The organism is bacterium, from assembly GCA_030685015.1.
Lineage (GTDB): Bacteria > CAIWAD01 > CAIWAD01 > CAIWAD01 > CAIWAD01 > CAIWAD01.
In genome coordinates this window covers 20,545-44,908 of the sequence record JAUXWS010000020.1, presented here as the reverse complement: position 1 = coordinate 44,908, position 24,364 = coordinate 20,545, and the positions used below count along the sequence as shown (strand labels likewise).

At 70.2% G+C, this 24,364-nt stretch carries 21 protein-coding genes; 2 read left to right on the top strand and 19 right to left on the bottom strand.

From position 1 onward, the window contains the following. Window positions 1–254: 254 nt before the first annotated feature. The 10 genes from Q8O14_02325 to ccoN form a co-directional block, all read right to left on the bottom strand. Window positions 255–1,271 (bottom strand): hypothetical protein, encoded by a 1,017-nt coding sequence (locus tag Q8O14_02325; GenBank protein ID MDP2359579.1) that lies wholly within the window; start codon window positions 1,269–1,271, stop codon window positions 255–257. Further along, window positions 1,219–1,827 (bottom strand): sigma-70 family RNA polymerase sigma factor, encoded by a 609-nt coding sequence (locus Q8O14_02320; GenBank protein MDP2359578.1) that lies wholly within the window; start codon window positions 1,825–1,827, stop codon window positions 1,219–1,221. Before Q8O14_02320 ends, Q8O14_02325 begins: the two co-directional genes overlap by 53 nt. Before the next feature lie 73 nt (window positions 1,828–1,900). Continuing rightward, the gene (gene ccoS, locus Q8O14_02315; GenBank protein MDP2359577.1) at window positions 1,901–2,119 is read right to left on the bottom strand and encodes a cbb3-type cytochrome oxidase assembly protein CcoS; all 219 of its coding nucleotides are present in this window, start codon (window positions 2,117–2,119) and stop codon (window positions 1,901–1,903) included. A gap of 63 nt (window positions 2,120–2,182) precedes the next feature. Further along, a complete protein-coding gene (locus tag Q8O14_02310) occupies window positions 2,183–4,630 on the bottom strand; it encodes a heavy metal translocating P-type ATPase (GenBank protein ID MDP2359576.1) in 2,448 nt (815 codons plus the stop codon). A gap of 10 nt (window positions 4,631–4,640) precedes the next feature. Beyond that, window positions 4,641–5,441, bottom strand: coding sequence for a sulfite exporter TauE/SafE family protein (locus Q8O14_02305; GenBank protein MDP2359575.1), 801 nt, complete (start codon window positions 5,439–5,441; stop codon window positions 4,641–4,643). A gap of 10 nt (window positions 5,442–5,451) precedes the next feature. Continuing rightward, the gene (locus tag Q8O14_02300) at window positions 5,452–5,973 is read right to left on the bottom strand and encodes a FixH family protein (protein ID MDP2359574.1); all 522 of its coding nucleotides are present in this window, start codon (window positions 5,971–5,973) and stop codon (window positions 5,452–5,454) included. Further along, complete coding sequence (ccoG, locus tag Q8O14_02295; protein MDP2359573.1) at window positions 5,966–7,411, bottom strand: cytochrome c oxidase accessory protein CcoG; 1,446 nt, start codon at window positions 7,409–7,411, stop codon at window positions 5,966–5,968. The genes Q8O14_02300 and ccoG overlap by 8 nt, the downstream gene beginning before the upstream one ends. A 133-nt stretch (window positions 7,412–7,544) precedes the next feature. Continuing rightward, the gene (locus Q8O14_02290; protein ID MDP2359572.1) at window positions 7,545–8,135 is read right to left on the bottom strand and encodes a cbb3-type cytochrome c oxidase N-terminal domain-containing protein; all 591 of its coding nucleotides are present in this window, start codon (window positions 8,133–8,135) and stop codon (window positions 7,545–7,547) included. After that, window positions 8,135–8,347, bottom strand: coding sequence for a cbb3-type cytochrome c oxidase subunit 3 (locus tag Q8O14_02285; GenBank protein MDP2359571.1), 213 nt, complete (start codon window positions 8,345–8,347; stop codon window positions 8,135–8,137). The genes Q8O14_02290 and Q8O14_02285 overlap by 1 nt, the downstream gene beginning before the upstream one ends. Window position 8,348: 1 nt before the next feature. Next, window positions 8,349–10,586, bottom strand: coding sequence for a cytochrome-c oxidase, cbb3-type subunit I (ccoN, locus tag Q8O14_02280; GenBank protein ID MDP2359570.1), 2,238 nt, complete (start codon window positions 10,584–10,586; stop codon window positions 8,349–8,351). Window positions 10,587–10,971: 385 nt separating this feature from the next. On the opposite strand from ccoN, the gene Q8O14_02275 reads away from it, so the two are divergent. Together Q8O14_02275 and Q8O14_02270 are read left to right on the top strand one after the other, a co-directional pair. Further along, entirely contained in the window at window positions 10,972–11,688 is a 717-nt protein-coding gene (locus Q8O14_02275) for a Crp/Fnr family transcriptional regulator (protein ID MDP2359569.1), read from the top strand. A gap of 176 nt (window positions 11,689–11,864) precedes the next feature. Further along, entirely contained in the window at window positions 11,865–12,404 is a 540-nt protein-coding gene (locus tag Q8O14_02270) for a fasciclin domain-containing protein (protein ID MDP2359568.1), read from the top strand. 43 nt (window positions 12,405–12,447) lie between these two features. Here Q8O14_02270 and Q8O14_02265 read toward each other — a convergent pair whose 3' ends face one another. The 9 genes from Q8O14_02265 to Q8O14_02225 all read right to left on the bottom strand — a co-directional run bounded on the left by Q8O14_02265 (window position 12,448) and on the right by Q8O14_02225 (window position 23,911). After that, window positions 12,448–13,233 carry a nitroreductase family protein gene (locus Q8O14_02265; GenBank protein MDP2359567.1) on the bottom strand — a complete coding sequence of 262 codons (786 nt, stop codon included), beginning with the start codon at window positions 13,231–13,233 and terminating at the stop codon, window positions 12,448–12,450. Between the two features lie 60 nt (window positions 13,234–13,293). Beyond that, window positions 13,294–16,377, bottom strand: coding sequence for a CusA/CzcA family heavy metal efflux RND transporter (locus Q8O14_02260; GenBank protein ID MDP2359566.1), 3,084 nt, complete (start codon window positions 16,375–16,377; stop codon window positions 13,294–13,296). Window positions 16,378–16,386: 9 nt separating this feature from the next. Then, window positions 16,387–17,724 carry an efflux RND transporter periplasmic adaptor subunit gene (locus Q8O14_02255; protein ID MDP2359565.1) on the bottom strand — a complete coding sequence of 446 codons (1,338 nt, stop codon included), beginning with the start codon at window positions 17,722–17,724 and terminating at the stop codon, window positions 16,387–16,389. After that, on the bottom strand, window positions 17,724–18,980 hold the full coding sequence (locus Q8O14_02250; GenBank protein MDP2359564.1) for a TolC family protein: 1,257 nt from the start codon (window positions 18,978–18,980) through the stop codon (window positions 17,724–17,726). The genes Q8O14_02255 and Q8O14_02250 overlap by 1 nt, the downstream gene beginning before the upstream one ends. Before the next feature lie 97 nt (window positions 18,981–19,077). Next, complete coding sequence (locus Q8O14_02245; protein ID MDP2359563.1) at window positions 19,078–19,461, bottom strand: hypothetical protein; 384 nt, start codon at window positions 19,459–19,461, stop codon at window positions 19,078–19,080. Window positions 19,462–19,514: 53 nt separating this feature from the next. Then, window positions 19,515–20,807 (bottom strand): fumarylacetoacetase, encoded by a 1,293-nt coding sequence (gene fahA / locus Q8O14_02240; GenBank protein MDP2359562.1) that lies wholly within the window; start codon window positions 20,805–20,807, stop codon window positions 19,515–19,517. After that, a complete protein-coding gene (locus tag Q8O14_02235) occupies window positions 20,804–21,757 on the bottom strand; it encodes a hypothetical protein (GenBank protein ID MDP2359561.1) in 954 nt (317 codons plus the stop codon). Before Q8O14_02235 ends, fahA begins: the two co-directional genes overlap by 4 nt. Further along, the gene (locus Q8O14_02230; protein ID MDP2359560.1) at window positions 21,757–22,719 is read right to left on the bottom strand and encodes an aldo/keto reductase family protein; all 963 of its coding nucleotides are present in this window, start codon (window positions 22,717–22,719) and stop codon (window positions 21,757–21,759) included. The genes Q8O14_02235 and Q8O14_02230 overlap by 1 nt, the downstream gene beginning before the upstream one ends. A 25-nt stretch (window positions 22,720–22,744) precedes the next feature. Beyond that, the gene (locus tag Q8O14_02225; protein MDP2359559.1) at window positions 22,745–23,911 is read right to left on the bottom strand and encodes a metal ABC transporter permease; all 1,167 of its coding nucleotides are present in this window, start codon (window positions 23,909–23,911) and stop codon (window positions 22,745–22,747) included. Window positions 23,912–24,364: the final 453 nt, after the last annotated feature.

Below are 24,364 nucleotides of genomic sequence, written 5' to 3'. Positions count from 1 at the left end.
GTGCCCAGCACGGGCGCCAGGCAAGGGCCATACGTTTTATGCTGTGGCTGACGCCTTTTCGGCCCACCTCTGCTCCATTTCCCGTAATGGATGTCCCTTCTGCTCTCTTGCTTATCGGTCGGATGGGGATGAAATTCACACCCGACATGCAGAAGGGCGGGGATCATCCAATGGAATGGAGAACAAACAGGGCGGGGCCCTCTGGCGCCCCGCCCTGTCGATCGGTCCTGACGACCCGGCGGCCGTCCAGGAATCTACTCGCCGGCCCGCACCTCCACCTTCAGCTCGGCCTGACGGCGCTGCCCTTCGCCTGATTCATGTCGCTGGATGAAGATCTGGCTGGAATCGGGGTGCAAGCCGGCCGCCTGCAGCTGTTGGCGCACCCGGGCCCGGATCTCCTCCTCGCTCAATCCTTCAAGTTGGCCCAGCTCCAGGTTGAGGGGGCGCCCCTCCTGCACCCAGACGCCCTCGGTCGCGATGCTGTCCCGCCGGTCGGACAGCTCGATGGTGAGCTGGCCGGGGGTCGCTCCCTCGTCGCCCTCGACCTCCACCAGCACCTGCGGCATGCCCTCCTGGCGCCGCACGGTCACGCGGCCGGGATAGCCCTCGGCCTGCAGGCGCTCGCCCAGGGCCTCGTTGATCTGCTCGTCGCTCATCCCCGAAATGTCCAGGCGCAGATGGAAAACGTTGTCCATCATCATGGTGAACAGCGTGCCACGCCGTTCCTCGGCCCACGGGCCGCTCTCCAGCTCCTCCACCACAGCCAGGGTGCGCAGGATCTCCAGGTCCTCCACGCGGGCGTCCCGCAGCCTGGCCTCCACCACGCTCGCCGTCGCCCCCTCATCCACGCGGAGGGCATCCAGGCTCCAGGGGCCTTCCCGCAACAGCTCAAGCACGGGTTGCAGCTCCCCGTTGATGGTCAGGCGCAAGTTGAGGCCGGCTTCGCGGTCATAATCAAGAGGCACGGTGCAGGCCAGCACCACCGCCAGCAGGGCACAAGCCCCCGCCACGCGCAGCAGGCTCCAGTTGGCAGGTCTCCACATCTCCATCCATCCTTTCTCCAGGCGGGCCAGCCCAGGCGCCCGCGCTCCGCTTGCCGCCGCCCTTCCCCGAGCCAGGCGCGCCTCCAGGCGGCGGCGCTCCTCCGCCAGGTCGGGCAGCTCCCCGGATCGTGGACGCAGGCTGTGGAAGAGGGCGCGCAGGTCCTCGTCCTCCCGCTCAGGACTCCTGTCCGCGGAGAGGCGCGGCTTCCAGGTGCTGTTCGAAGTCATGATCCAGCTCCTTCTCGCTCTGTCGTCCGATCAGGGCCAGGTTGAGGCGGCCTTCCAGCATGCCCCGCAGTTCCCGGCGCGCCCGGCTGATCCGCGTCTTGACGGCGCTGAGGGCCTCCCCGCGCGCCTGCGCCACCTCGGCCAGCGAAAGGCCGCCCAGGTAGTGCAGGAGCAGCACCTCGCGCCGCGCCGGCGCCAGGGCGGCCAGGGCACACTTGAGGTGCCTGCGCCGCAGGTGCTCCTCGCCGCCCGCGTCCCCGCCGGACGGCAGCTCCATCGCCTCGGCCGGATCCGCCCTCGTCCCCCAGCGCCGCCACAGGCCCCGACGGTGCCGGCGGCGGGCTTCATGGACCAGGATGCGGGCCATCCAGGCCATGAAGCGGTCCACGTCGCGCAGACCGGGCAGTCCGCCCACTCCCTTGAGCAGGCAGTCCTGCAAGAGGTCGCCCTCCTCGCCGGCAGGCGCCAGCTGCCGCGCCAGGGCGCACAGCTTCTCCCAGTGCGGCTCCAGCAGCCTCCAGAAGAGGTCGGCCGGGGGTGGATCGGGTGCATGCATCAGGTCGCCTTTCTGTCCCCTGCCTCTACGAGTGCGGCGGGCGGCAAAAGGTGGCAGCCAGGTTGGATCAGGATCAGGCGGAGGGGGGCTCCGCCTCGTCGGCCGCTTTCGTGGGCGGATCCCCGGCCTGCCCCGCCTTGTCGCGGCGGGCCGGGTGGTCGTCGAAGAGCATGCGCAGGGCCGGTGTGTCCAGGTCGTCGAACTGGCCGCGGCGGACGGAGCGCATGAAGGCCCAGATCATGCCGGCGGCGATGAGCAGGGCGAGGGGCAGGACGAGGTAGATGACGGACACGGGACGCCTCCCGAAGCTGTGGCGACCGGGGGAGCGCCCGCCGGCCTGCCCCGCACGGTCTTCTCAGACGAAGGTACGCGAACGGAAGCTGCTGGTCACCACCGTGATGGACGAAAGTGGCATGAGCAGAGCGGCGAGCAGGGGATTGATGTGCCCGGCGATGGCGAGGCCGGCCCCCACCACGTTGTAGCACAGCGAGAAGATGAGATTGCGGCGGATGACGCGCACCGTGCGACGGGCGCCTTCCATCAGGTCGGCCACCGCGGCCAGGCCGGGCCTGGTCAGGAAGACGTCCGCCGCCGCCAGGCTGGCCTCGGCGCCGCCGTGGACGCCGACCCCCACCGTGGCCGCGGAGAGGGCCGCCGCGTCGTTGACCCCGTCTCCCACCATCACCACCGTGCCCTGGCGCGCCGCCGCCTCCACCGCCGCCAGCTTCTCCTCGGGCAGCACGCCGCCCCGGCAGGAGGACGGGTCCAATCCCAGGCGGCGGGCCGTCTCCGCCACGATGTGGGGATGATCCCCCGAGAGGATGCCCAAGCGCCAGCCCCGTTCCCGCAGGCGGGCCAGGGTGGCGGCGGCATCCGGGCGCAGGGCGTCCCCCAGCCCGGCCACGGCCACCGGCCGGCCGGCGCGGGCCAGGACGACGGGGCTGAGGCCCTCCGCCACCACGTGTTCCACCCAGCCGCGCAGCTGGGCGGGAAGAGGTCCCGCCAGGCGGGACTCCACCCAGGCCGGGCTGCCCACCCAGATCTCCACGCCGTCGACCCGCCCGCTGATGCCGCCGCCCAGGTCCTGGCGCAGATCCTCGATGCGGTGCTCCCCCTCGCCCCCCGGCGCCCGCCTGTCCGCCTCGCTGACCAGGGCGCGGGCCACCGGGTGCTGCACGCGGCGTTCGAGGGCGGCGGCGGCGGCCAGCGCGCCCTCGTCTCCCAGGAGGAGGCGCAGACTGCTGCGCCCCTCGGTCAGGGTGCCCGTCTTGTCCAGCAGCAGCAGGCCCGGCCTGCTGAGCGCCTCCACCACGTCGCCGCCCTTGACCAGGATGCCCGCCCGGGCCGCCCGGCCCACCGCCACGCTGATGGCCAGCGGCGTGGCCAGGCCCAGGGCGCAGGGGCAAGTAATGATGAGGAGGGCCACGGTGTGGTTGACCGCGTGGGCGGGATCGATCTGCAGCCAGAGCAGGAGAGTGCCCCCGGCCAGCACGATGACGACGCCCGTGAACCAGGCGGCCAGGCGGTCGGCCAGCCGCACGATGGGCGCCCGGCGGCCGGCTGCTTCCTCCACCACCTGCATGAGGCGGCCCACGCGGGTCTGCTCACCCGTCGCCTCCACCCGCACGCGCAGAGGCGAGAGCAGATTGGTCGTGCCGGCATGGACCGCCTCGCCGCCGCGGACCGCCACCGGCCGCGATTCACCGGTGAGGAGGGAGAGGTCCAGCTCGCTGACGCCCTCCTCGACCAGGCCGTCCACCGGCACGAGGTCGCCCGCCCGCACCTCCACCAGGTCCTGCACCTTGAGCGCCTCCACCGGCACCTCCCGCACCTGCTCGCCCTCGGGCGTCGCGTCGATGCGGCGGGCGGCGGCGGGGGCCAGGGAGTAGAGCAGTTCGGCGGCGTCGGCCGACTCCCGCTGGCGGCGGCGCTCCAGCCAGCGTCCACCCAGCAGGAGAAGGATGAGAGTGGCCAGGGAGTCGAAATAGATGTCGCCGCTGGCGCGCACCGTGTTGACCACTCCGCTGACAAAGCCTGCCGACAGGCCGATGCTGACGGGCAGGTCCATGTGCAGGCGTCGGTTGCGCAGAGCGGCCCAGGCCCCCTGATAGAAGACGGAGGCCGAGTAGAACATGGAGGGCAGGATGGCCGCCAGGCTGACCCAGCGGAAGAAGGTCTCGTACTGGGCCTCCATCCCATGGAAGAAACCCCCGTAAAGGGCGACGGCGATGATCATGACGTTGGCCGCCACCGCCCCCGCCACCCCGATGCGCAGCAGGAGGCGGCGATCCTCCATGCGGCGCATCTCCCGCACCTTGATGCCGCGATAGGGATGGGGCGGATAACCCAGCTGGTCAAGGAAGCAGGCTGCCGCCGAGAGCCGGCTGCGGGCCGGGTCCCAGACAATGGTGGCCTGGGAGCGCCGCACGTCCAGGCGGGCCTCCACCACGCCGGGGATGGCCAGGGGCGTCTTCTCCACCAGCCAGACACAGGCGGCGCAGTGGACATTCTCCAGATAGAACTCCACCTGCCGCAGTCCGCCGGCCAGGGGGCGGGCATATAGTTCGAGGAAGGCGGGGTCGTCGAAGTCCTCGAAGGTGCGGCCGCTCGGATTGGCCTTCCAGGGCGTCTCGCCGGTGACCTGGGCCACGCGGTAGAACTGCTCCAGGCCGTGGTGGTGGATCACCTCATGGACCGTGCGGCAGCCATTGCAGCAGAACGGATGCTCCACCCCCGGCTCGATCAGGCCGGCGGGGACGGGCAGGCCGCAGTGGGTGCAGCGGGTGGGGGTCCCGCTCGTCATGCCTGCCCGCTCACTTGTGCGGCTTCGAGCTGGTGCTGTCGCCCGGGGCCTGGCAACAGGGCAGTTCCCAGGGTTTGAGCCCCGTGGCGGCAGGCTGTTCCGCCTCCACCGCCACGGCGGCCCCGATCCCGCGGAAGCGCTCCACCGAGATGCTGGCGCGGTCCAGCACGGTCAGGGCGCCGATCACCATGAGGAGGAGGGCGCTGATCACGGGCAGATGCCGGCGGAGCGGTCCGGCCATCGCCTGCACGCCCATGCCCAGCGTCAGCAGCACGGGCAGCGTGCCCAGCCAGAAAGCCACCATGACCAGGGCCCCGGCGACCGGATCCCCCGTGCCGGCGGCGGTGATGGCGAAGGCGTAGAGCCAGCCGCAGGGAAGCAGGGTCGAGAGCAGGCCCAGCACCAGGGCCTTGACCACGGGCGGCTTGTCCCCCAATTGTCCCAGCGCCTCCTGGACCAGGCGCTGGAAGACGGGCGGCAGGTGGGTGGAGATGCGCAGGCCCTTCACCTGCAAGAGCATGACGAGGCCCCACAGCATCATGAGGAGGCCGGCGGCCACCGCCGCGCCGCGCTGCAAGCCCGCCGCGGCGCCGGCCAGGTCGAGGGCCCGCCCCAGGATCCCGGCCGCCACCCCCAGCAGGGCATAGGTGAGCAGGCGGCCGCCGCTGTAGGCGGCGTGCGAGAGGAGGCGCGAGCGGCCGTGGGAGCGGTCCCCCCCCGCGTAGAAGGCGACGAAACCACCGCACATGCCGGCGCAATGCAGGCTGCCCAGCAGGCTGGCGGCCAACACGGCCAGGAACAGAGCCTCCATCAACCCCTCCCTACTCGCGCACGGCGCCCAGCTCCCGCGTGCCGCTCCAGACGAAGGTCGTGCTGTCGCGGCGGGCGCTCAGCTCGAAGTCCCAGATGCCGGGCGGCCCCAGGCGGAAGGCGGCGCCGTAGCCTCCCGCCACCTCCGGCAGATCCGCCTCGTAGACACGGTCGGCGCGGGCGCTGAAGAAGGCGCGCAGGTGGACGTTGAGGCCGGCGAGGGCGGCCCCCGTCGAGTCCGTCAGGATGGCCACGACCAGCGTGTTGGGAGGCGGATGGCCCGCCCCCGCCAGCAGCTCGCCCGGCACTTCGCGGAAGTCGAGGCGGACCTGCCAGCCCAGCCGCGCGCTCGCATCGCGCAGGGCGGCGGTGTCGTCCCAGCGCATGGCCTTCTGGTAGTAATCCGGCTCCACCACATGGGTGGGGTCGTCGACGGCCACCTTGATGAGCACGGCCATCATCGTGCCCATCAAGACCAGCAGGGCGACGACGGCCCAGGGCCACCAGCGGCCGCGCCGCGTTTGCTCAGTCATCGTCTCCTCCCGGATCCATCGACTCTTCGCCGGCCTTTCCCGCCAGATGCGACGCCGGGCCGAGCAGGGCGCCCGCCAGGCGGGCCTGGTAGCCCAGGCCGTCCTCCACTTCGAAGACGGCCGCGGCGCCCCCGCCGTCAAAGGCGGTGCGCGGCACCAGGACCACGATGGTCGCCGTGTTCATGCGCCCGGCCGCCACGGCCAGGGGATTGGGGGCGACGATGGCCCGTCCCCCGACCGGCTCCGCCAGCCGGATCCAGTATTGGCGATCCACCCCCCGCTGGTTGTCCACCTTGAGCCGGATCGTGTTGGCGATGCTGTCGCCCGGCATCACGCTGTAGGGTGTGCCCAGACCGCGCAGCATGGTCAGCACCGTGTCCTCCCGGCGCATCAGGTTGACCACGAGCAATCCCAGGACCAGGCCGAGGGCCAGCGGGTAGAGCACGACGCGGGGCCGCAGGAAGCGGCGCACGCCCGTCTCCAGCTCGGCCTGGCTGCCGTAGCGGATGAGGCGGCGGGGGCGGCCGATGCGGTCCATGATCGTGTCGCAGGCGTCCATGCATTGGGTGCAATGGATGCACTCCATCTGCAGGCCGGCCCGGATGTCGATGCCGGTGGGACAGACCACCACGCAATGGTGGCAATCGATGCAATCCCCTCCTTGACGCTCCGCCGTTTGCCGGCGCCATTTGGCGCGCGGCTCCCCGCGCCGGGCGTCATAGGCCACGATGAGGGAGTGCCGGTCCAGCAGCACGCTCTGGAGACGGCCGTAGGGGCAGGCCACGATGCAGGTCTGCTCCCGGAACCAGGCGAAATCGCCGAACACGAGGGTGGCGGTCACCGCCATCACCAGGAAGCCGGCCCAGTGTTCCAGCGGGGATCCGCTGATCCAGTGCAGGAGCCGGTCCCATCCCACCCAATAGGCGAGGAAGGTGTTGGCCAGGAAGACGGAGATGAGCAGGAAGACCAGATGCTTGACCATCCGGCGCGGACTGGCGCCGCCGCCCTGGTCCAGCTCGTGCTGGCGCAGGTGGTCGCCCTCGATCAGGCGCTCGAGGGGACGAAAGACGTATTCCATGTAGACGGTCTGGGGACAGCCCCAGCCGCACCAGACCCGTCCCAACAGCGCCGTGAGCAGGAAGATGGAGAGCAGGATGCCCACCATCAGCAACATGAGGAAGAGGGTGTCCGTGGCGTGGAAGGTGGCGCCGAAGAGGGTGAACTCGCGGGCCGCCAGGTCCAGCAGCATGAGCGGCTTGCCCTTGAGGCGCAGGATGGGCATGAGGGTGAAGAGCGCGATGAGCAGCCAAGCCACCACCAGGCGGCGTCGCTGCCAGGGTCCCCGCGCCAGGCGGGGACGCAGCCAGCGCCGGCTGCCGTCCTTGTTCAGGGTGGAGAGGACCCGCTCCGGGGCCTCCAGGACCGAGTGTTCGCTCATGCGCCTCCCTTCCTGCCGTCGGCCGGCCCGCCGCGGGGGCCGCGCCGCCACTTCGAGAGGACGCCGTGTCACACCCTGCCGGCGGGCGGGGTCCCCGGCGTGACCCTGATCCGCCCGTCGCGGCTTCGCGCGCTTACTGTCCGGCCGCCTGGTCGGCCACGCCCAGCTGCCGACCCTCCGGCTCCTTGGGATTGGCCGGCGTCGTGCCCTGGAGGGAGTGGACGAAGGCCGTCACCTCTTGCAGCTCCCCCGGCTTCAACTGCTGGTCCCAGGCCTGCATGGCGGTGCCGGCCACGCCGTCGCGCACCACTTGATAGATGGCCGCCAGGCTGCCGTCCCCCTGCTTCCACCAGTCGTCCGTGAGATTGGGCCCCAGGCCGGTCATGCCGCCGCCGTCGGCGGCGTGGCAGGGCATGCACTTGCCGGCGAAGACCAGGGCACCGGCCTGGACGCGGGCCGGATCCCCGAGGATCTTCTGGAGGTCGGCCTCGCTGACCGCGGCGGGAGCCAGCTCGGCCAAGCGGGCGTCCCAGGTGGCCATCTCCTCGGCGTACTCGTCGTGGATGCTGCGCCCGGGACCAAGATGGAACCAGATGAAGTAGAGCTCGGCGAAAATGATGGTGGCCCAGAAGATCCACACCCACCACCGGGGCAGCGGGTTGTCGTACTCTTCGATGCCGTCGTAGTTGTGGTCCAACAGCTGGTTGGGAGTCCGGTCCTTCATCACCCCTCCTTGCGCCTGCGGGTCGATGGATCAACGAGCGTGGCCAGCCGGCCGTCATCGAGGGGCAGCCGGCCCGCCTCCTCGAGGCGGCCCGAGCGTCCCTGGCGCCAGAGGCGCACCATCAGGCTGGCGAAGACGGCGATGAAGAGCAGCATCGCCACGATCGCATAGCCCGAGAGGCCGGCATGTCCCATGATGGCGGACAGGCCCATGTCAGTTCTCCGCCCGGCTCTGCGGGAGGAGCACGCCCGCGCCGCCGGCCGCCGAGGACTTGATGTCGGTGCCCAGACGCTGCAGGTAGGCGATCATGGCCACCACCTGCTTGTCCTCCAGGTTCGCGGGACCGCCCGCCTCGGCCATGGCGCGCGCCACGCGGCCGGCCTGTTCGCGGGCCAGCTCGGCGGCCCGGGCGGCCTCGTCCCCGTAAGGCACGCCGAGGATCACCATGGCCTTCACCCGCTTCTGGATGGCCGCGAAATCGATCAGGCTCGTCTCGAACCAGGGGTAGCCCGGCATGATGGAGCCCGGGGTCATGCGCGGCGGGTCGCGGAAATGCTCCAGATGCCAGAAGTCGCTGCGCTTGCCGCCCTCGCGGTGCAGGTCGGGACCGATGCGCCGGCTGCTCCACTGGAAGGGATGGTCGTAGACGAACTCGCCGGGCTTGGAGTATTCGCCATAGCGCAGCACCTCGGCGCGGAAGGGCCGGATCATCTGGCTGTGGCAGTTGTAGCAGCCCTCCGCCACGTAGATGTCCCGCCCGTACAACTCCAGCGGCGTGTAGGGCTTGACCGAGGCGATGGTGGGCACGTTGGACTTGATGAGGAAGGTGGGAATGATCTCGAAGAGGCTGGCCACGATGACAGCCACGGCCACCCAGACGGTGAAGAGCAGGCCGCGACCCTCCCACACGCGGTGCCAGGCCAGGCTGGTGAAGCGGCGCGCGGCGTGCCCGAGGCCGGGCATGGGCGTGCCCGCCTCGCCCAGGCGGCTGTAGTCGGCCTCTTCCTTGACATTGACGAGGGCGGCCGCCTCGTAGACCGGCTCCTCGTAGACGGCCGGACGCCGGCTCCAGGTCATGAGGATGTTCCAGGCGCCGATGAGGGCGCCCAGCAGGTAGAGGCTGCCGCCCAGAGCGCGGGCCATGTACATGGGCTCCAGGCGCAGCACCGTCTCCACGAAATCGGGGTAGAGCAGGCGGCCCGTCTGGTCGAAGGCGCGCCACATGAGGCCCTGGGTGATGCCCGCCGAGTAGAGGGCCACCACGTAGAGCAGGATGCCCACCGTGCCCAGCCAGAAGTGCCATTCGGCCAGCTTGCGGCTGTAGAGGCGGCCCGTCTGGAAGAGGCGGGGCGCCAGCCAGTAGAGCATGCCGAAGGCCATGAAGCCGTTCCAGCCCAGGGCGCCGGCATGGGCGTGCCCCACCGTCCAGTCCGTGTAGTGGGACAGGGCGTTGACCGTCTTCACGCTCAAGAGGGGCCCCTCGAAGGTGCTCATCCCATAGAAGGTGACGGCCACCACGAAGAACTTGAGGATGGGATCCTCGGCCACCTTGTGCCAGGCCCCGCGCAGGGTGAGCAGGCCGTTGATCATGCCGCCCCAGGAAGGCATCCACAACATGATGCTGAAGACCATGCCCAGGGTGGAGGCCCAGCCCGGCAGGGCCGTGTAGTGCAGGTGGTGGGGCCCGGCCCAGATGTACATGAAGACGAGGGTCCAGAAGTGGAGGATGGAGAGCCGGTAGCTGAAGACCGGGCGCTCCGCCGCCTTGGGCAGGAAGTAGTACATGAGGCCGAGGATGGGCGTGGTGAGGAAGAAGGCCACGGCGTTGTGGCCGTACCACCACTGCATGAAGGCATCCTGCACGCCGGCGTAGATGGAGTAGCTCTTGAGCGGGCCGGCGATCACCCACAGGTTGTTGAAGATGTGCAGGATGGCGATGGTGATGAGGGTGGCGATGTAGAACCAGAGGGCCACGTAGAGGTGGCGCTCGCGCCGCCGGGCGATGGTCATGAAGAAGTTGACGGCGAAGACGACCCAGATCACGGCGATGGCGATGTCGATGGGCCACTCCAGCTCCGCATACTCGCGGCTTTGGGTGAAGCCGAAGGGCAGGGTAAGCGCCGCCGAGACGATGATGGCCTGCCACCCCCAGAAGTGGATGCGCGACAGGAGATCGCTGAAGATGCGGGCCTTGAGCAGGCGCTGGGTCGAGTAATAGATGCCGGCGAACATGCTGTTGCCCACGAAGGCGAAGATGACGGCATTGGTGTGCAGCGGACGCAGCCGGCCGAAGGTGAGGAAGGGCAGGTCGAAGTTCAAGGCGGGCCAGATCAGCTGCAAGGCGATGAGCAGGCCCACCAGCATGCCGACCACGCCCCACAGCAGCGTGGCCATCACGAACTTGCGGACGACGTCATCGTTGTAGGCAAAGGACTCGATGCGTTCGCTCATGGCACCTCCCGGACTGGGGTCTGTTGCGTCGTGACAAGCGCTGGATGGCTGGCGGATAGTTTAAGGAACAACAGGTGTCCGGCGAACGGCTTTTGTCATTCTCCCGCTTGATAAAAATCAAGTGTCTGGCGAAGTTGGTGACGACCAGACTGGTGGACCGATTCCCGTGATCTGCCGGATGCTGTTTGCTGCACAATGCATGGGAGATGGAACGTTGGTAACCCCGCAAACCCTACGGGAAGCGCCCAGGCCGCCCATCGCCGCGTTGCCGCGCCTTGACGCAGCCCCACTGCGCCGGCGGCGCGGACGCCTTGCGCTGGACGGCCTATGCACGTCATCATCCGTCATCTCACGAGAATCAGTCCACTAGACGCAAGGAGCCGGTGTGGGCCAAGTCGACCTTCTGGCGGTGAGCGCCTGCCGCATGTGCCGGCTCTTTCCCGCCTCGTGTTGGAGCCACTTGGACGATCGGGACCAGCGGCTGCTCGAGGAGTTCCGCACGGACCTGATCCTGGCCCCGGGCCAGATCCTCTTCCACGAACACCACCCCTGCCACGGCCTGCATTGCATCGAGTCCGGCCTGCTCGCCCTGCGCAAGTCGGACAAGCAGGGCAATTCGGTCATCCTGCGCCTGGCCCATCCCGGGGAGACCCTGGGCTTCCCCGCCTACTTCGGCGGCATGGACTACACGGCCGGGGCCGAGGCGCTGCGCCAGTCCCGCGCCTGCTTCTTCCCGGCCCGCCTGCTGGACGAGATCCTCACCCGCAACCCGGAGCTGCGCGCCGAATTCTCCCGCCTGCTGGCCTTGGAGTTGCGCAGTTACGGGGAGGCCCGGCTGCGCATGGCCACCCGCACCCTGGAATGGCGCCTGCTTGATCTCCTGTTGCAGCTCCTGCCCGGCTGCGGCCTGGTGGAGGGGGACGGCAACCTGGCGCGCCTCGATCTGCCCCTGTCCCGCCGCGACCTGGCCGCCATGCTGGGCGTGCGTCCGGAGACGGTGGCCCGCGCCTTGCGCCAGCTGGGCGCCCTGGATCTGGCCCGCTTCAACGGCCGGGCCGTGACCATCCCCGATTTGCGCCGGCTGAGGCGGGAGCTGCGCTAAGAGTCCGCTGGACCTGGTCGCGTCACCGCCCTCATCATCCAACCCGAGCCCTGCCCCAGGCCCGCGGGTCCATCCAACTGGTATTCTTGAACTTTAATCCTACCTTCAGGTGCGATTTTCACGCGTTGCAAAGCCGCCCGCAGGCAGTGGCTGTCCAGACCAATGGGAGGATGCACATGAGCAGGCTGTTTCCGCTGATCATCTCCGTCTCGCTGTGGATCGGCTGCGGCGCCCCGCCCGCCGAGCAGTCCGCCGCCCCGTCGGCCTCGGCCGGACAATCCGCCGTGCAGGACGATGTCTCGCAGAAGGACATCGTCAAGGTGGCCGTCGCCTCGCCGGACCACGGCACCCTGGTCAAGGCCGTGCAGGCGGCCGGACTGGTGGACGCCCTCTCCAACGCCGGACCCTTCACCGTCTTCGCCCCGATCAACGCCGCCTTCGACCAGCTGCCGGCGGGGACCCTGGCCAATCTGCTCAAGGCGGAGAACAAGAACCAGCTGAAGACGATCCTCTACCATCATGTGACCACCTCGGCCCTGGCCCTCGAGAGCTTCCGGGACGGGCAGAGCCTGGGCATGGTGGACGGCACGGCCGCGCTGATCACGCGGCGGGGCGGGGATGTCCTCATTGACGGCCACCGCATCCTGGGCTCGGTCAAGGCCTCCAACGGCATGGTCCACGTCATCGACGCGGTGCTGCTGCCCCCCGCCCGCTGACAAGCCGGCGACCACCACGGCCGGGGGCGGACCGGAGCGGGAATCAGTCGTCCTGTGCCATGAAGCCCTGTCGGCGCAGGAGGGCCAGGATGCGGCGGGAGGCTTCGTCGAAATCGGCCTTGCGGTACTTGAGCCGGGTGTAGACCTGGGCCAGGTTGGTGATGCCGTCCCGCCCCATGCGCTCCGCCAGTTCCGGAATGGCCAGATAGCGCAGCCAGCCCTCCGTGTCGCGCAGCTGGTAGATCCCGTCGATCTCGGCGTCGTCGTAGTCCCGGTAGCGCTCCTGGTGCAGGAGGCCATCCAGGGGCAGGCGCATGCGGGGCGCGGGGTCCTCGGCGGGATGGCCCAGCACGACGCTGGTGACCGGCACCACGCCGGGGGGCAGCTCATAGAAGAGGCAGAGCTCCTCCATGGCGTTGAGCGTGGTGCCCATGTAGCAGGCGCCCAGGCCCAGGCTTTCGGCGGCCAAGACGCTGTTCTGCGCGGCCAGGAAGAGGTCCCCGGTGGCCACCAGGAAGCTGAGCAGGTTGTCGTAGCCGGGGACGGCGTCGCGCCGCCGGCACCAGCGGCCCATGCGGTGGAAGTCGGCGCAGAAACAGAGCACGACCGGCGCCTGGAGGATCATGTCCTGCCTGAGATGCAGCTCCCAGAGGCGGCGCTTGCGCTCCTCCTCCCGCGTCACGATGACGGACCAGGTCTGCATGTTGCCGCTTGAGGACGCCCGCAAGCCGGCTTCCAGGATCTCGCGCAGGGTCTCCTCCGCCAGCGGGTCGGGCCGGTAGGCGCGGATGGAGCGGTGCGCCCAGATCTGCTCAAGCACCTCGTTCATGCCACCTCCATCCACTTCGCATCATGGCCTTGCGCGCACCACGCCCGGGAGGCGAAGCGGTCAGGCGGCCCGCCGCGCCCTCCGGCCCTCCCGCCAGCGATGGGCGGAAAGATAGAGCGTGGGCAGGACGATCAGGGTCAGCAGCGTCGAGGTGACGAGGCCGCCCATCACCACCACGGCCAGGGGTTTCTGGATGTCGGCCCCGGAACCTGTGGCGTAGAGCATGGGCAGGTGGCCGATGAAACTGGTCAAGGCCGTCATCAGCAAGGGCCGGAAACGCAGGTCGCAACCGATGCGGACGGTGTCCGCCACGGATTCTCCCTGCTCCCGCAGCTGGCGGAAGAAGGCGACGAGCACCACGCCGTTCTGCACGGCCACTCCGAGCAGGACGATGAAGGCGACGGCCGCCGAGACCGAGAGCGGCATCTGGAACAGCACGACGGCAATGACGCCGCCGACCAGGGCGAAGGGCAGGTTCAGGAGAACGAGCAGGGAGACGGGGAGCGAGCCCAGGGCCAGGAAGAGGAGAACCAGGATGAGAAGCAGGGCGACGGGCACCACCAGGCTTAGCTGGCGCATGGCGCGCTGCTGATTCTCGAACTGGCCGCCGTACGCCAGGTGGTAGCCGGTGGGCATGGATTTCACCAGCGGCTGGAGCCGCTCCTGGACCTCGGCGACGAAACCGCCCAGATCCCGCCCCCGCACATTCGCCTCCGCCACCACCCGCCGCATGCCGTTCTCGCGGCTCACCTGCATGGGCGTCTCCACCAGTGCGAATTCCGCCAGCTGGGCGAGGGGGACGCGCTCGCCCCCCGGCGCCGCCACCAGCAAACGCTCCACCTGATGCCGGGAGCCGCGCTCGGCCTCGGGATAGCGCAGCACCACGGCCGTGCGCCGCTGCTCCTCGATCAGGATGGTGGCCTGGCGGCCGGCGACAGCCAGCTCGATGGTCGCGTTGATGTCGGACATGTTGATGCCATGGCGTGCCGAGGCCTGGCGGTCGACGCGCACGTCGAGTTGCTCCATGCCCGAGACCTGCTCCACCTTGACGTCGCTGGCGCCCGGCGTGTTCTGCAACACGGCGGCCGCCTGGTCGGCCAGCTTCTTGAGGACGTCCAGGTCGGGGCCGAAGATCTTGACGGCGAGATCGCTCTTGACGCCGGAGATCAGCTCGTTGACGCGCAGGGCGATGGGCTGGGAGAAGGAGTAGCGCAGGCCGGGGATGGTCGCCAGGTCGTTTTGCATGGCCGCCACCAGCTCTGCCCGGTGGCGTCCCCGGCCCCAGGCTCCGCGCGGCTTGAGCATGATGATGACATCGGTTTGCTCCGGCCCCATGGGATCCTCCGAGATCTCGGCGCGACCCGTCTTGCTCACCACCGTCGCCACCTCAGGGTAGGCCGCCAGGCGCTTTTCGATGGCCGTGGCCACGGCCACCGAGCCCTCGAGCGAGGCGTTGGGCAGGCGCACGACGTTGACGGCGATCGCCCCCTCGTCGAGGTCCGGCATGAACTCGGTCCCGATGAAGGGCACCAGCGCCAACGCCCCTGCCAGGAAAGCGGTCGAAATACCCATGGTCAGGCCCGGGCGGCGCAGGGCGCGGTCCAGCAGGCGCATGTAGCCGGTGTGGAGGCGGCGCGTGACAGCGAACTCGCGATCCGGCCGCCGCCGCAACACGAGTTCGGACAGGACGGGGATGACGGTGAACGCGATGAGCAACGAGGCGAGGAGGGCGATGAGCATGGTCGAGGCGAGGGGGGCGAACATCTTCCCCTCGATGCCCTGCAGGGTGTAGAGCGGCACCAGGATGATGACGACGATGAGGACCGAGAAAGAAACGGGCCGGGCCACTTCCGTCACGGCCCGCGCGACCACCTCCCGGGTCGGCGTCTCCGGCAGGGCGTGGGCCAGGTGCCGGCGCACGTTCTCCACCACGACGATGGAGGCGTCCACCACCATGCCCACGGAGAAGGCCAGCCCGCCCAGGCTCATCAGGTTGGAGCTGATGCCGGTCCAGCCCATCACAATGAAGCTGGCCAGGAAGGTGAGGGGCAGGCTGACGAGGACGATGAGGGCCGTGCGCAATTCCGCCAGGAAGACGAAGAGAACGATGATGACGAGCAAGCCGCCCTCGAGCAGGGCGTTCTGCACCGTGCGGATGCAGGCCTGGATCAGGTCGGTGCGGTCGTAGAAGACGTTGAGCCGGACGCCGGCGGGCAGGTTGTCGCGGATGCCGTCCATGGCGGCCTTCACCCGGTCGACCACGTCGCGGGCGTTCTCGCCCTTCAACATGATGATCATGCCCGCCACGGCCTCGCCCTTGCCGTCGCGCGTCACCGCGCCCTGGCGCGTCTCGGCGCCGATCACCACCTCGGCGATGTCCCTCACCAGAACGGGGGTGCCGTCCCGGGCGCGCAGCACCACGTTCTCGACATCCTGCGGCCCCTGCAGAAGACCCACGCCGCGCAGGTAGACCTGCTCCCAGCCCCGCACGATGACGCCGCCCCCGGCGTTGGCGTTGTTGGCCTCCAGCGCGTCCGCCACCTCCTCCAGCGTCAGGCCGTGGGCGAGCAGGAGGTCCGGCGAGACCAGCACCTGGACCTGCCGCACCTGTCCGCCGAAGCTGTTGACCTCATTGACGCCGGGCACCGGCTTGAGCAGGGGCGCCACCAGCCAGTCCTGGATGGTGCGCAGTTCCATGGCATCGGCCGCGTCGCTCTCGAGGGTGTATTGGAAGATCTCGCCCAGCCCCGTGCTGATGGGGCCCAGCTCCGGCTCGACGCCGGGCGGCAGCTGTTCGCGGGCGATGGAGAGCCGCTCGAAGACCTGCTGGCGCGTCCAATAGGTGTCCACGCCATCCTCGAAAATGACCACGACCTGGGAGAGGCCGGCCTTGGAGAGGGAGCGCACCTCGGTGACACGGGGCAGGCCGCGCATCACCTGCTCGATGGGATAGCTGATGCGGTCCTCCACATCGGTGGCGGCCAGGCCCGGAGCCTGGCTGAGGATCATCACCTGGGTGTTGGTGACATCGGGAAAGGCGTCGATGGGCAGGGCGCGCCAGGCGATCGCGCCGGCGACGGCCAGGACGGCCGCCGCCAGCACCACCAGCAGGCGGTGGCGCAGGAGCAGAAGGGTGAGTTTCATCGCTTTCTCCTAGTCGGCGCAACCGGCGCCCATCTTGGAGCGCAGCACGTCGGATTTGAGCAGGAAGACCCCCTCCGTCACCACGGTGGAGACGCCGTCCGGCGCCTGCAGCAGTTCGACCCAGTCCCCCCAGGCGCGGCCCGTGGTGATCGGGCGCCGCACGAAGTAGTCCTCATGGTGGGGCACGAAGATGAAGGCGCGGCCCTCGTCCTCGCAGACCGCGGCGCGTGGCACCGCGGCGACCATCTCGCCGCCGGGCAGCAGGATCCCCACACGGGCGAACATGCCGGCCAGGAGTCGCCCCGCGGGGTTGCGCACGGCCACGCGCACCTTGACGGTGCGGGTCGCGGCGTCCATCACCGGGCTGACGAGATCGACGACGCCGGTGAACTCCTCGCCGGGCCAGGCCTTGACCGTGACCACCGCCCGCCATCCGGCCCCGGGGACAAGGCCGTGCAAGGCGGCGAGATCCCGCTCGTGGAGGTCGCACCAGACCCACAGCGAGCTGTTGTCCGCCAGGGTGACAAGCACGTCCCCGGGCTGGACGCTCTCGCCCGGCGCGGCGTGCAGGGCGATGATGGCGCCGTCGCCGGCCGCCTTCACCACCAGACGGCCGCGGGGCTCCTCCGCGCTCGGGAGGCGCTCGCCCGTGGTGTCCTGCCCCATCATGGCCAGGCGCTGGCGGGCGGTGGCGACCCGGTTCCGCGACGCCTCCAGGTCCTTGGCGGCAAGCACATGCTCCCGCTCGGAGCTGATCCCCTCCCGGCGCAGCTCGTCGATGCGCGCGACGCCCCGCTCCGCGATCTTCAACTGGGCCGCGGCCTCAAGAAGAGCCTCTTCGGCCTCGCCCGCCTCGGCGCTCTCCAGCTCCAGCAGCACCTGGCCGCGCCGCACGCGCTCGCCCAGCGCCACACGAACCTGGCGCACGACGCCCGGCGCCGTCGTGCCCAGATCGGCCACCCGTTGCGCATCAAAGACGATCTCACCCGTGAGAGTGAGGGTGGTCTCGACCGCGCGGGCCTCCACATGCCCCAGGTGGAGCAGCCCTTCCTCGAAGAGGCGCCCGGGTGCCCGTGCCACGCCCACCTCGTAGCGGCATTCCTCGCACTGGTGGGTCTTCACGCCATGCTCGCAGCCGGCCGCGAACAACTCCTCCACCGGGCGGTCCAGGTCGGATTCCTCGGCGCCGTGGTCGTGATCCTGTCCATGCCCTTCCGCCGTCGCGTCCTGGGACGCGTGTTCATGGCCGTCATGTTCCCCATGGTCCTCCGCGGTGGGCGGCCGACCGCAGGAGTGAACCAGGGACAGCAGCGCCAACAGCGCCGCCCGCTTGGCGATCGCCTTCATCAGTAGATCTCCTTCTCAAGCAGCATGCCCAGGCGGAGCCTGTCCACCTGAGCCTGGACACAGGCCTCGATCGCCTCGCGTCGGATGCTCCCCAGCAGGCGGCGGGCGTCGATCAATTCGAAGAGGTTGGCCTCTCCCAGCCGCCAGCCCTTCTCCAGGGCCAGTGCGGCCTCCTCGGCGCGGGGCAGGATCTCGTCCCGGTAGCTGCGGGCCGTCGCCAGGGACGTGCCGCAGGCGGACTCCGCCTCCGCCAGGTCCATGGCCAGCCGGCGGCGCTCCTCGTCCAGCCCGGCCTGCGCCTCCCGCAGGCGGGCGCGGGCCTGCCCGATGCGGCCGCGGTTCCAATTGAACAGCGGCAGGTCCAGGGTCAGTCCCACCCCCCGGGCCAGGCGGTCGTCGGCGCGCTCGAGACTGCCGTGCAGCTCCAGGCGGGGCAGCAGGCCGGCCCGTTCGGCGGCGAGCGCCCCGCGTTCCGCCCTGATGCTGGCCTGCGCCGCGCGCAAGCGCGCGTGCTCCCCGGGCGCCCCTTCGTCCGGTGGCGCCGGCAGCTGAAAAATGTCCGTCTCCACCACCAGCGGAACGCCCGCCGCCGCGGGCAGCCACTGTGCCAGCCGCCGGCGGCTGAGTTCGAGGGCGCGCCGGGCCGCGTCCGCCTCGGCTTGCTGGCGCAGGGCTTCCACATCGATGCGCGCCGCCTCCACCGGCCGGGATTCGCCCAGTTGGACGCGGATGGCGATGGCACGCCGCAGGTCCTGCATGTGCCGGTCCAGGTCGTCCAGCGTCGCCGCCCGTGCCTGGTCGCCGGCCAGGACCCAGAACGCCTCCGCCAGTTCGAGCGTCAGCTCGCGCGTCACGAGCTCCGCTTCAACGGCAGCCAGTGCTTCGCCCGCCCGCGCCGAGCTCAGGCGTCCCGGCCTGGTCCAGATCCAGTCCAGGGGCAATCCCAGCGCGAACTCCTCTTCCCGGGCCGCTTCACCTCCGTGGCGCGGGTCCACGCTGAGGAGGCGCAGGTCCCCCTCCGGGTTGGGCAGCGCGGCCGCCTCCCGCACGGCTCCGGCGGCGGCCTGGACGGAAGCGCGGGCCGCTGCCAGGCGAGGGTGGGCCTCGACCAAGGGTTGACAGTCGTTCCAGGTGACGCGCAGCGTGTCGCCAGCGTCGGCGACAGGCGCGGCGGGGATGGACCCGTTCACCAGGAGCACAAGGGGGAGCAGCAGGGCGCTACGCCCGAACCCCCCACGGGGCGGTCGTATTCGCATTGTGGTCTTCCTCGCTACGTGGCTTTGGTTGCGGAGTGTCCTGATTCCCCCGCCCGGCAGAGGGCAGCGGTCTCAGGTCAGGATTGAGAAGAAGAGATCAGGCAGCGGGTGGTCGGAAGACGGAGTGGACGAGGAGCAGCACAGGCGGCACTTGGTGCACGCGGCCTTCCGGCGGGGCGATGGGGAGCGGACCCAGGCCGTTCAGCGTGACGAGCAAGGCCAGACCGCCACCATGGGCCGGACAACCCAGGCAGGCGCAAGACGGGTCGCAGCCGTCATCCCCCTCCCCTGCGGCGGGGTGGCAGTCCGCCACATCGTGGCCATGGTCGACGCTGGTCCAATGGGCGACCAGGGGCACCAGCGCCAGGCTTTGCACGCACCACACCAGCAGCACGAGCTGCGCGAGGAAGCGCCGCAGGGGGCTGTGGGCCGGCTGCATCCCGCGACAGGCACGGGGCTTGGTGGTGGGCAGGCCGCTCATGGCTCCTTTCAATCCGTGGCGTCCAGGGTAGCAAAGCAAGGGGGCCGCGGCAATCAGGCCGATGGACGGGCGGGCAGGATGGTTCCCACCGCCTCGCCGAAGCCGATGCGCCAGCCCGGACCTTGGGCCTGGCCCGTGATGGTCACCGTGTCGCCGTCCTCCAGGAAGCGGCGCGTCTCGCCGCCGGGCAGGTCCAGGGGCTCCGTGCCGCGCCAGGTCAGTTCCAGCAGGCTGCCGCGTGACTCCTTGTCCGGCCCGCTGATCGTGCCGCTGGCCAGCAGGTCGCCCGGCCGCAGGTTGCAGCCGGTCACCGTGTGGTGGGCCAGCTGCTGCTCCATGCTCCAGTAAAGGTGCTTGAGGTTGCTGGCGATGATGCGCGCCGGCCGGTCCATGCGCGCGCCGCGCAGCCAGACCTCCAGCTCGACCTGGAAGGCGCCGGGGCCGGGCTGGCGCAAGTATGGCAGTGGCTGGGGGTCGTCCTGCGCCGGACCCGGGATGCGGAAAGGTTCGAGGGCGGCCAGGGGCACCACCCAGGGCGAAATGGTGGTGGCGAAGTTCTTGGCCAGGAAGGGACCCAGGGGCTGGTACTCCCACTTCTGGATGTCCCGCGCCGACCAGTCGTTGACCAGCACGAGGCCGAAGATGTGCTCGCGGGCCTGCTCGATGGGGATGGCCGCGCCCAGCTCGTTGCCCGGGCCGGTGAAGAAGCCCATCTCCAGCTCGATGTCGAGCAGGCGGCTGGGGCCGAAGAGGGGCCGCCCGCCCTCGGGGGCCTCGGTCTGGCCGCAGGGGCGGCGCACCGGCGTGCCCGACACCACCACGCTGCTGGCCCGGCCGTGGTAGCCCACCGGCAGATGCAGCCAGTTGGGCATGAGCGCGTTCTCCTTGCCGCGGAACATGACACCCACGTTGGTGGCGTGCTCGCGGGAGGAGTAGAAGTCGGTGTAGTCGCCGATGCGGGCGGGCAGGAGCAGGCGGACGGCGGACTGCGGGAAGAGGGCGGCGTCGCGCAGGGGGGCGCGGTCGCGCAGCTCGGGGTTGTCCTCGCGCAGCAGGTCCTGCAGGCGGGCGCGGACTTCGGCCCAGGCGGCCGGGCCCAGGGCCATGAAAGCGTTGAGGGCGTCGGCGGCGAAGACGCGCTTCCCCTCAAGCCGGGGTCCGCTGAAGCAGCCCGCCTCCTCCAGGGCGGCCAGGTCCAGCACCTGGTCGCCGATGGCCACGCCCACCCGCGGCGCGCCGCCCGCCACCGGCACGAAGACGCCGAAGGGCAGGCTCTGGATGGGGAAGTCCGTCTCCTGGGCGCCCGGCACGAAGGAACGCAGCGCGTTGAAGTCCTGGTCGCTCATCCTCCCTCTCCCCCTGATTCCAGCCAACCCAGCGCGCGCAGGTCGGCCACCGGTTCATCGAAACTGCAACTTCCATGGCCGGGAAGGAGGCGGCGGGCCTCGCGGACCTCCGAGGTCTCCACCCGCAACTCACGCCACGACAGCTCGCCCTCCCGCAAGCGGAAGAGATCCCGGCGGGTCTCCGACAGGATGGGGAGCAGGTCGCGCTCCGCCAGTCCGTGGGTCAGGGCCGCCATGGCGGCGAAGTAGACGTTGAGAAATCCGTGCATCCAGACGCCCGGTTCGGGTCGCCAATGGCGCAAGGGGTGATGCAGCCCCGCCGTGAGCTTCAGGGGCAGGCCGTGGTCGCGGCAGAGGGTGATCACCATCGCCACGCGGTCAAGAGTGGGGAACTCGGCCGCCGTCACGCCGCCGCAGCGCAGCTTGAGGCCGTGTCGTCCGCCACCGGCGTTCAGACGGACCAGGACCTCGGCCAGGGCCTCCAGCCGCCCGCGATCCCAGTCCGGCCCCGCCTCCCAGAAGGTGTCCATGTCCGGGGAAAGCAGCGCCCTCCCCTTCGCCAGCATGGCCTCCAGCGCGTCTCCGTCGGGCGAGTCCTCCGGCAGGCGCAGCTCCCAGGCCTCCACCCGGGCCCGACCGGACTGCCCGGTCCTGAAGCGCGCCCAGCCCGCTTCATCCGCGGCGAGGGTTTCCGACAGGGCCGCGGCCTCGGGAGCGCGAGCGGCCAGTAGAGCCAGCGACACGCCGCTTTCCTCCGGTTGGAGACAGGCCGCCAACTCCTCCAGCCGGGCGGCGGGGCAGATGAAGCGGCCCAGCATCCAGGCCTGGGGCGAGGCCCGGTGGCGGCCGTACTCGCGCCACGCCTCCGCCATGGGCAGGGTGGCGGGCGGAAAGAGGCCGGCGTAGTCGATGATGCCATCGAGCAGGGCGCGCCGGGCGGAAGCTTCCATCAGTCGGTGCCCTGCAGGCCGGCGGGGAAGATGGCCTCCAACCCGCCGCGCAGCTCCTCGTCGATGACCAGGTCAAGCGCACCGAGGTTTTCCAGCAACTGGGCCTCGCTGGTGGCTCCCAGGATGACGCTGGACACGCCGAAACGGTCGGCGGCCCAGGCCAGGGCCAGTTGGGCGCGGCCCAGGCCGCGGGCGGCGGCCAGCTCCCCCAAGCGGCGGACACGTTCCAGGTTGTCCGGCTTGAGCAGGCTCCGGTGCAACCACTCCTGCATCTCCAGGCGGCTGCCGGCGGGGATGCCTCCGTCGTACTTGCCGCTGAGCAGGCCGCTGGCCAGCGGGCTCCAGACGACCGTGCCCATGCCCAACTCCAGGCAGGTGGGCAGGACATCCCACTCGAAGCGGCCGCGGGCGAGGAGGGAGTACTGGGGCTGTTCCACCTGGGGGGGATGGACCAGCCACTCGCGGGCTAGGCGGTGGGCCTGGCGCAGGTTCTCGCCGCTCCACTCGCTGGTGCCCCAATAGAGGACCTTGCCCTGGCGCACCAGGTCGTCCATGGCGCGCAGCGTCTCGAGGACCGGCGTCTCGCTGTCGAAACGATGGCAGAAGTAGATGTCCAGGTAGTCGGTGCCCAGCCGGCGCAGGCTCTTCTCGACGGACTCGATGATGTGCTTGCGCGAGAGGCCGCGGTCGTTGACGTCATCGCTCATGGGCCAGAAGACCTTGGAGGAAATGACCAGTCGGTGGCGGGGCAGGGCGGCGAGGGCGCGCCCCATCGCCTCCTCGGCGGCGCCCTTGGCGTAGATGTCCGCCGAATCGAAGAAGTTCACGCCGTGCTCGAAGGCCGCGTGCAGGATGCGGTCCACCTGGGACTGCTCCTTGAGGGTTCCGCCGAAGGTGGTCCAGCCCCCCAGACCCAGCGTGCTCACCTTGGTGCCGCAGCGGCCCAGCGGCCGGTAGCTCATCGCCATGTCGTCTCCCTTCCGTGTTTCATCCCCGGCGCGGCCAGGGACAGGCCCATGCCTCCGTGCCGCGTCCCGTCATCTGCAGGGGCAGGTCCTCCAGGGCCTGGCGGGCCAGGCGCCGCCCCTGATTCGTCAAGCCAAGATACTCGCCCCGGCAGGCCAGATCCCCCTCCGCCTCCCCCCAGCGCACCACGCGTCCCGCCGTCTCGGCCGACCAGCCCAGGTGCTCGCTCAGGTGGCCCAGGCGGCATTCGCGCTCCTCCTCCGCCGTCCCTTCGTGGTTGAAGAGATGGATGGCCAGCACGCGCCGGGCGAAGAGGCGGCTCTGCTGGCGGCTGCGTCGCCGGGTCGCCACCAGCCCGTGCTCCGGGGAGAGGAGGAGGGCCAGTCCAAAGAGGACGCCGCCCGCCACCGCCATGGACCCGGCGATGGAGGCATCCAGGCGCCAGGCGATCTGCCAGCCAAGGAGGGCCATGGCCACGGCGGCCAGCGCGGCCCAGGCAAAGACGGCGGGCAACCGTTCGCTGAGCAGCAGGGCGACGGCGCCGGGCGTGACGACCAGGGCGACCACCAGGACGGAACCCACCGCGTCGAAGGCGCCCACGCAAGTAAGCGAAAGCAGGCCCAGCTCCGCGGTGTGCAGCAGGGCCGGCAGGAAGCCGAGGGCGGATGCCAGCAGCGGGTCGAAGGCGGAGGCGGTCAATTCCTTCCAGAAGACGAGGAGGAAGAGAAGGTTGGCCAGCAGGAGGCCGCCCATCTGCCAGAGGGCGTGGGGCAGGTCGAGGCCGAAGAGCGCGAGCCGGCGAAAGGGGGCGAAAGCCAGTTCGCCGAGCAGCACGGCGTCGGTGTCCAGATGCACCCCGCCGGCCAGGCGCGTGACGAGGACGACGGCCAGGCTGAACATGACGGGAAAGACAAGGCCCAACGCGGCGTCCTCCTTCATGCGGCCGCTGCGCCGCAGCAGCTCCACCAGCCAGACCATGGCCAGGCCGCTCAGGGCCGCCGCAGCCACCAGCCAGGGGGAGTCCAGACGGCCCAACCAGAGGTAGCCCAGCACGATGCCGAGCAGCACGCTGTGGCTGATGGCGTCGCTGAGCAGCGCCTGGCGACGCAGCAGCAGCCAGACGCCGGGGAGGGCGCAGGCCAGGGCCGCCACGACGGCGATGAGCTGGACTTCAAGCACGGGAGTCATGACAGGCCTGGGCCTTCCTTCCATCGGACACTGAATCCAATCATCCGGGCCGGCGATGGCCTCCCGCGTGTGCCGGGGAGGCAGGCCGGCCACGGGACAGTTTTCCGAAAAATCCCTGTGTTCCCTCCCACCACCACCCCACCCTCCCGGGGCACTTGGGTTTTCCCGAAAAGTTCGCTGTACCCGGCCTCTCCAACCATCCAGATTCACCTCGGGTCACGCGGCCTGGACAGCGCGCCCCCGCCACGCCTCCCATAAGGGTGCCCTGCCTGCGGCGGCGGACAGGTCTCTCCAGTTGCCCAGCGGGGGAGGCAGGGCGGATCGCTGCTCAGGCGCGGCCGGCCGGCCGCGCCATCATCCAGGGCGGGGATGGCTGCCCGGGCGTGCTGCAGAGGCAGCCCGGCCTCGGGACAGTTTTCCGAAGAACCCCAGTTTTCCCTCCCACCGCCACCC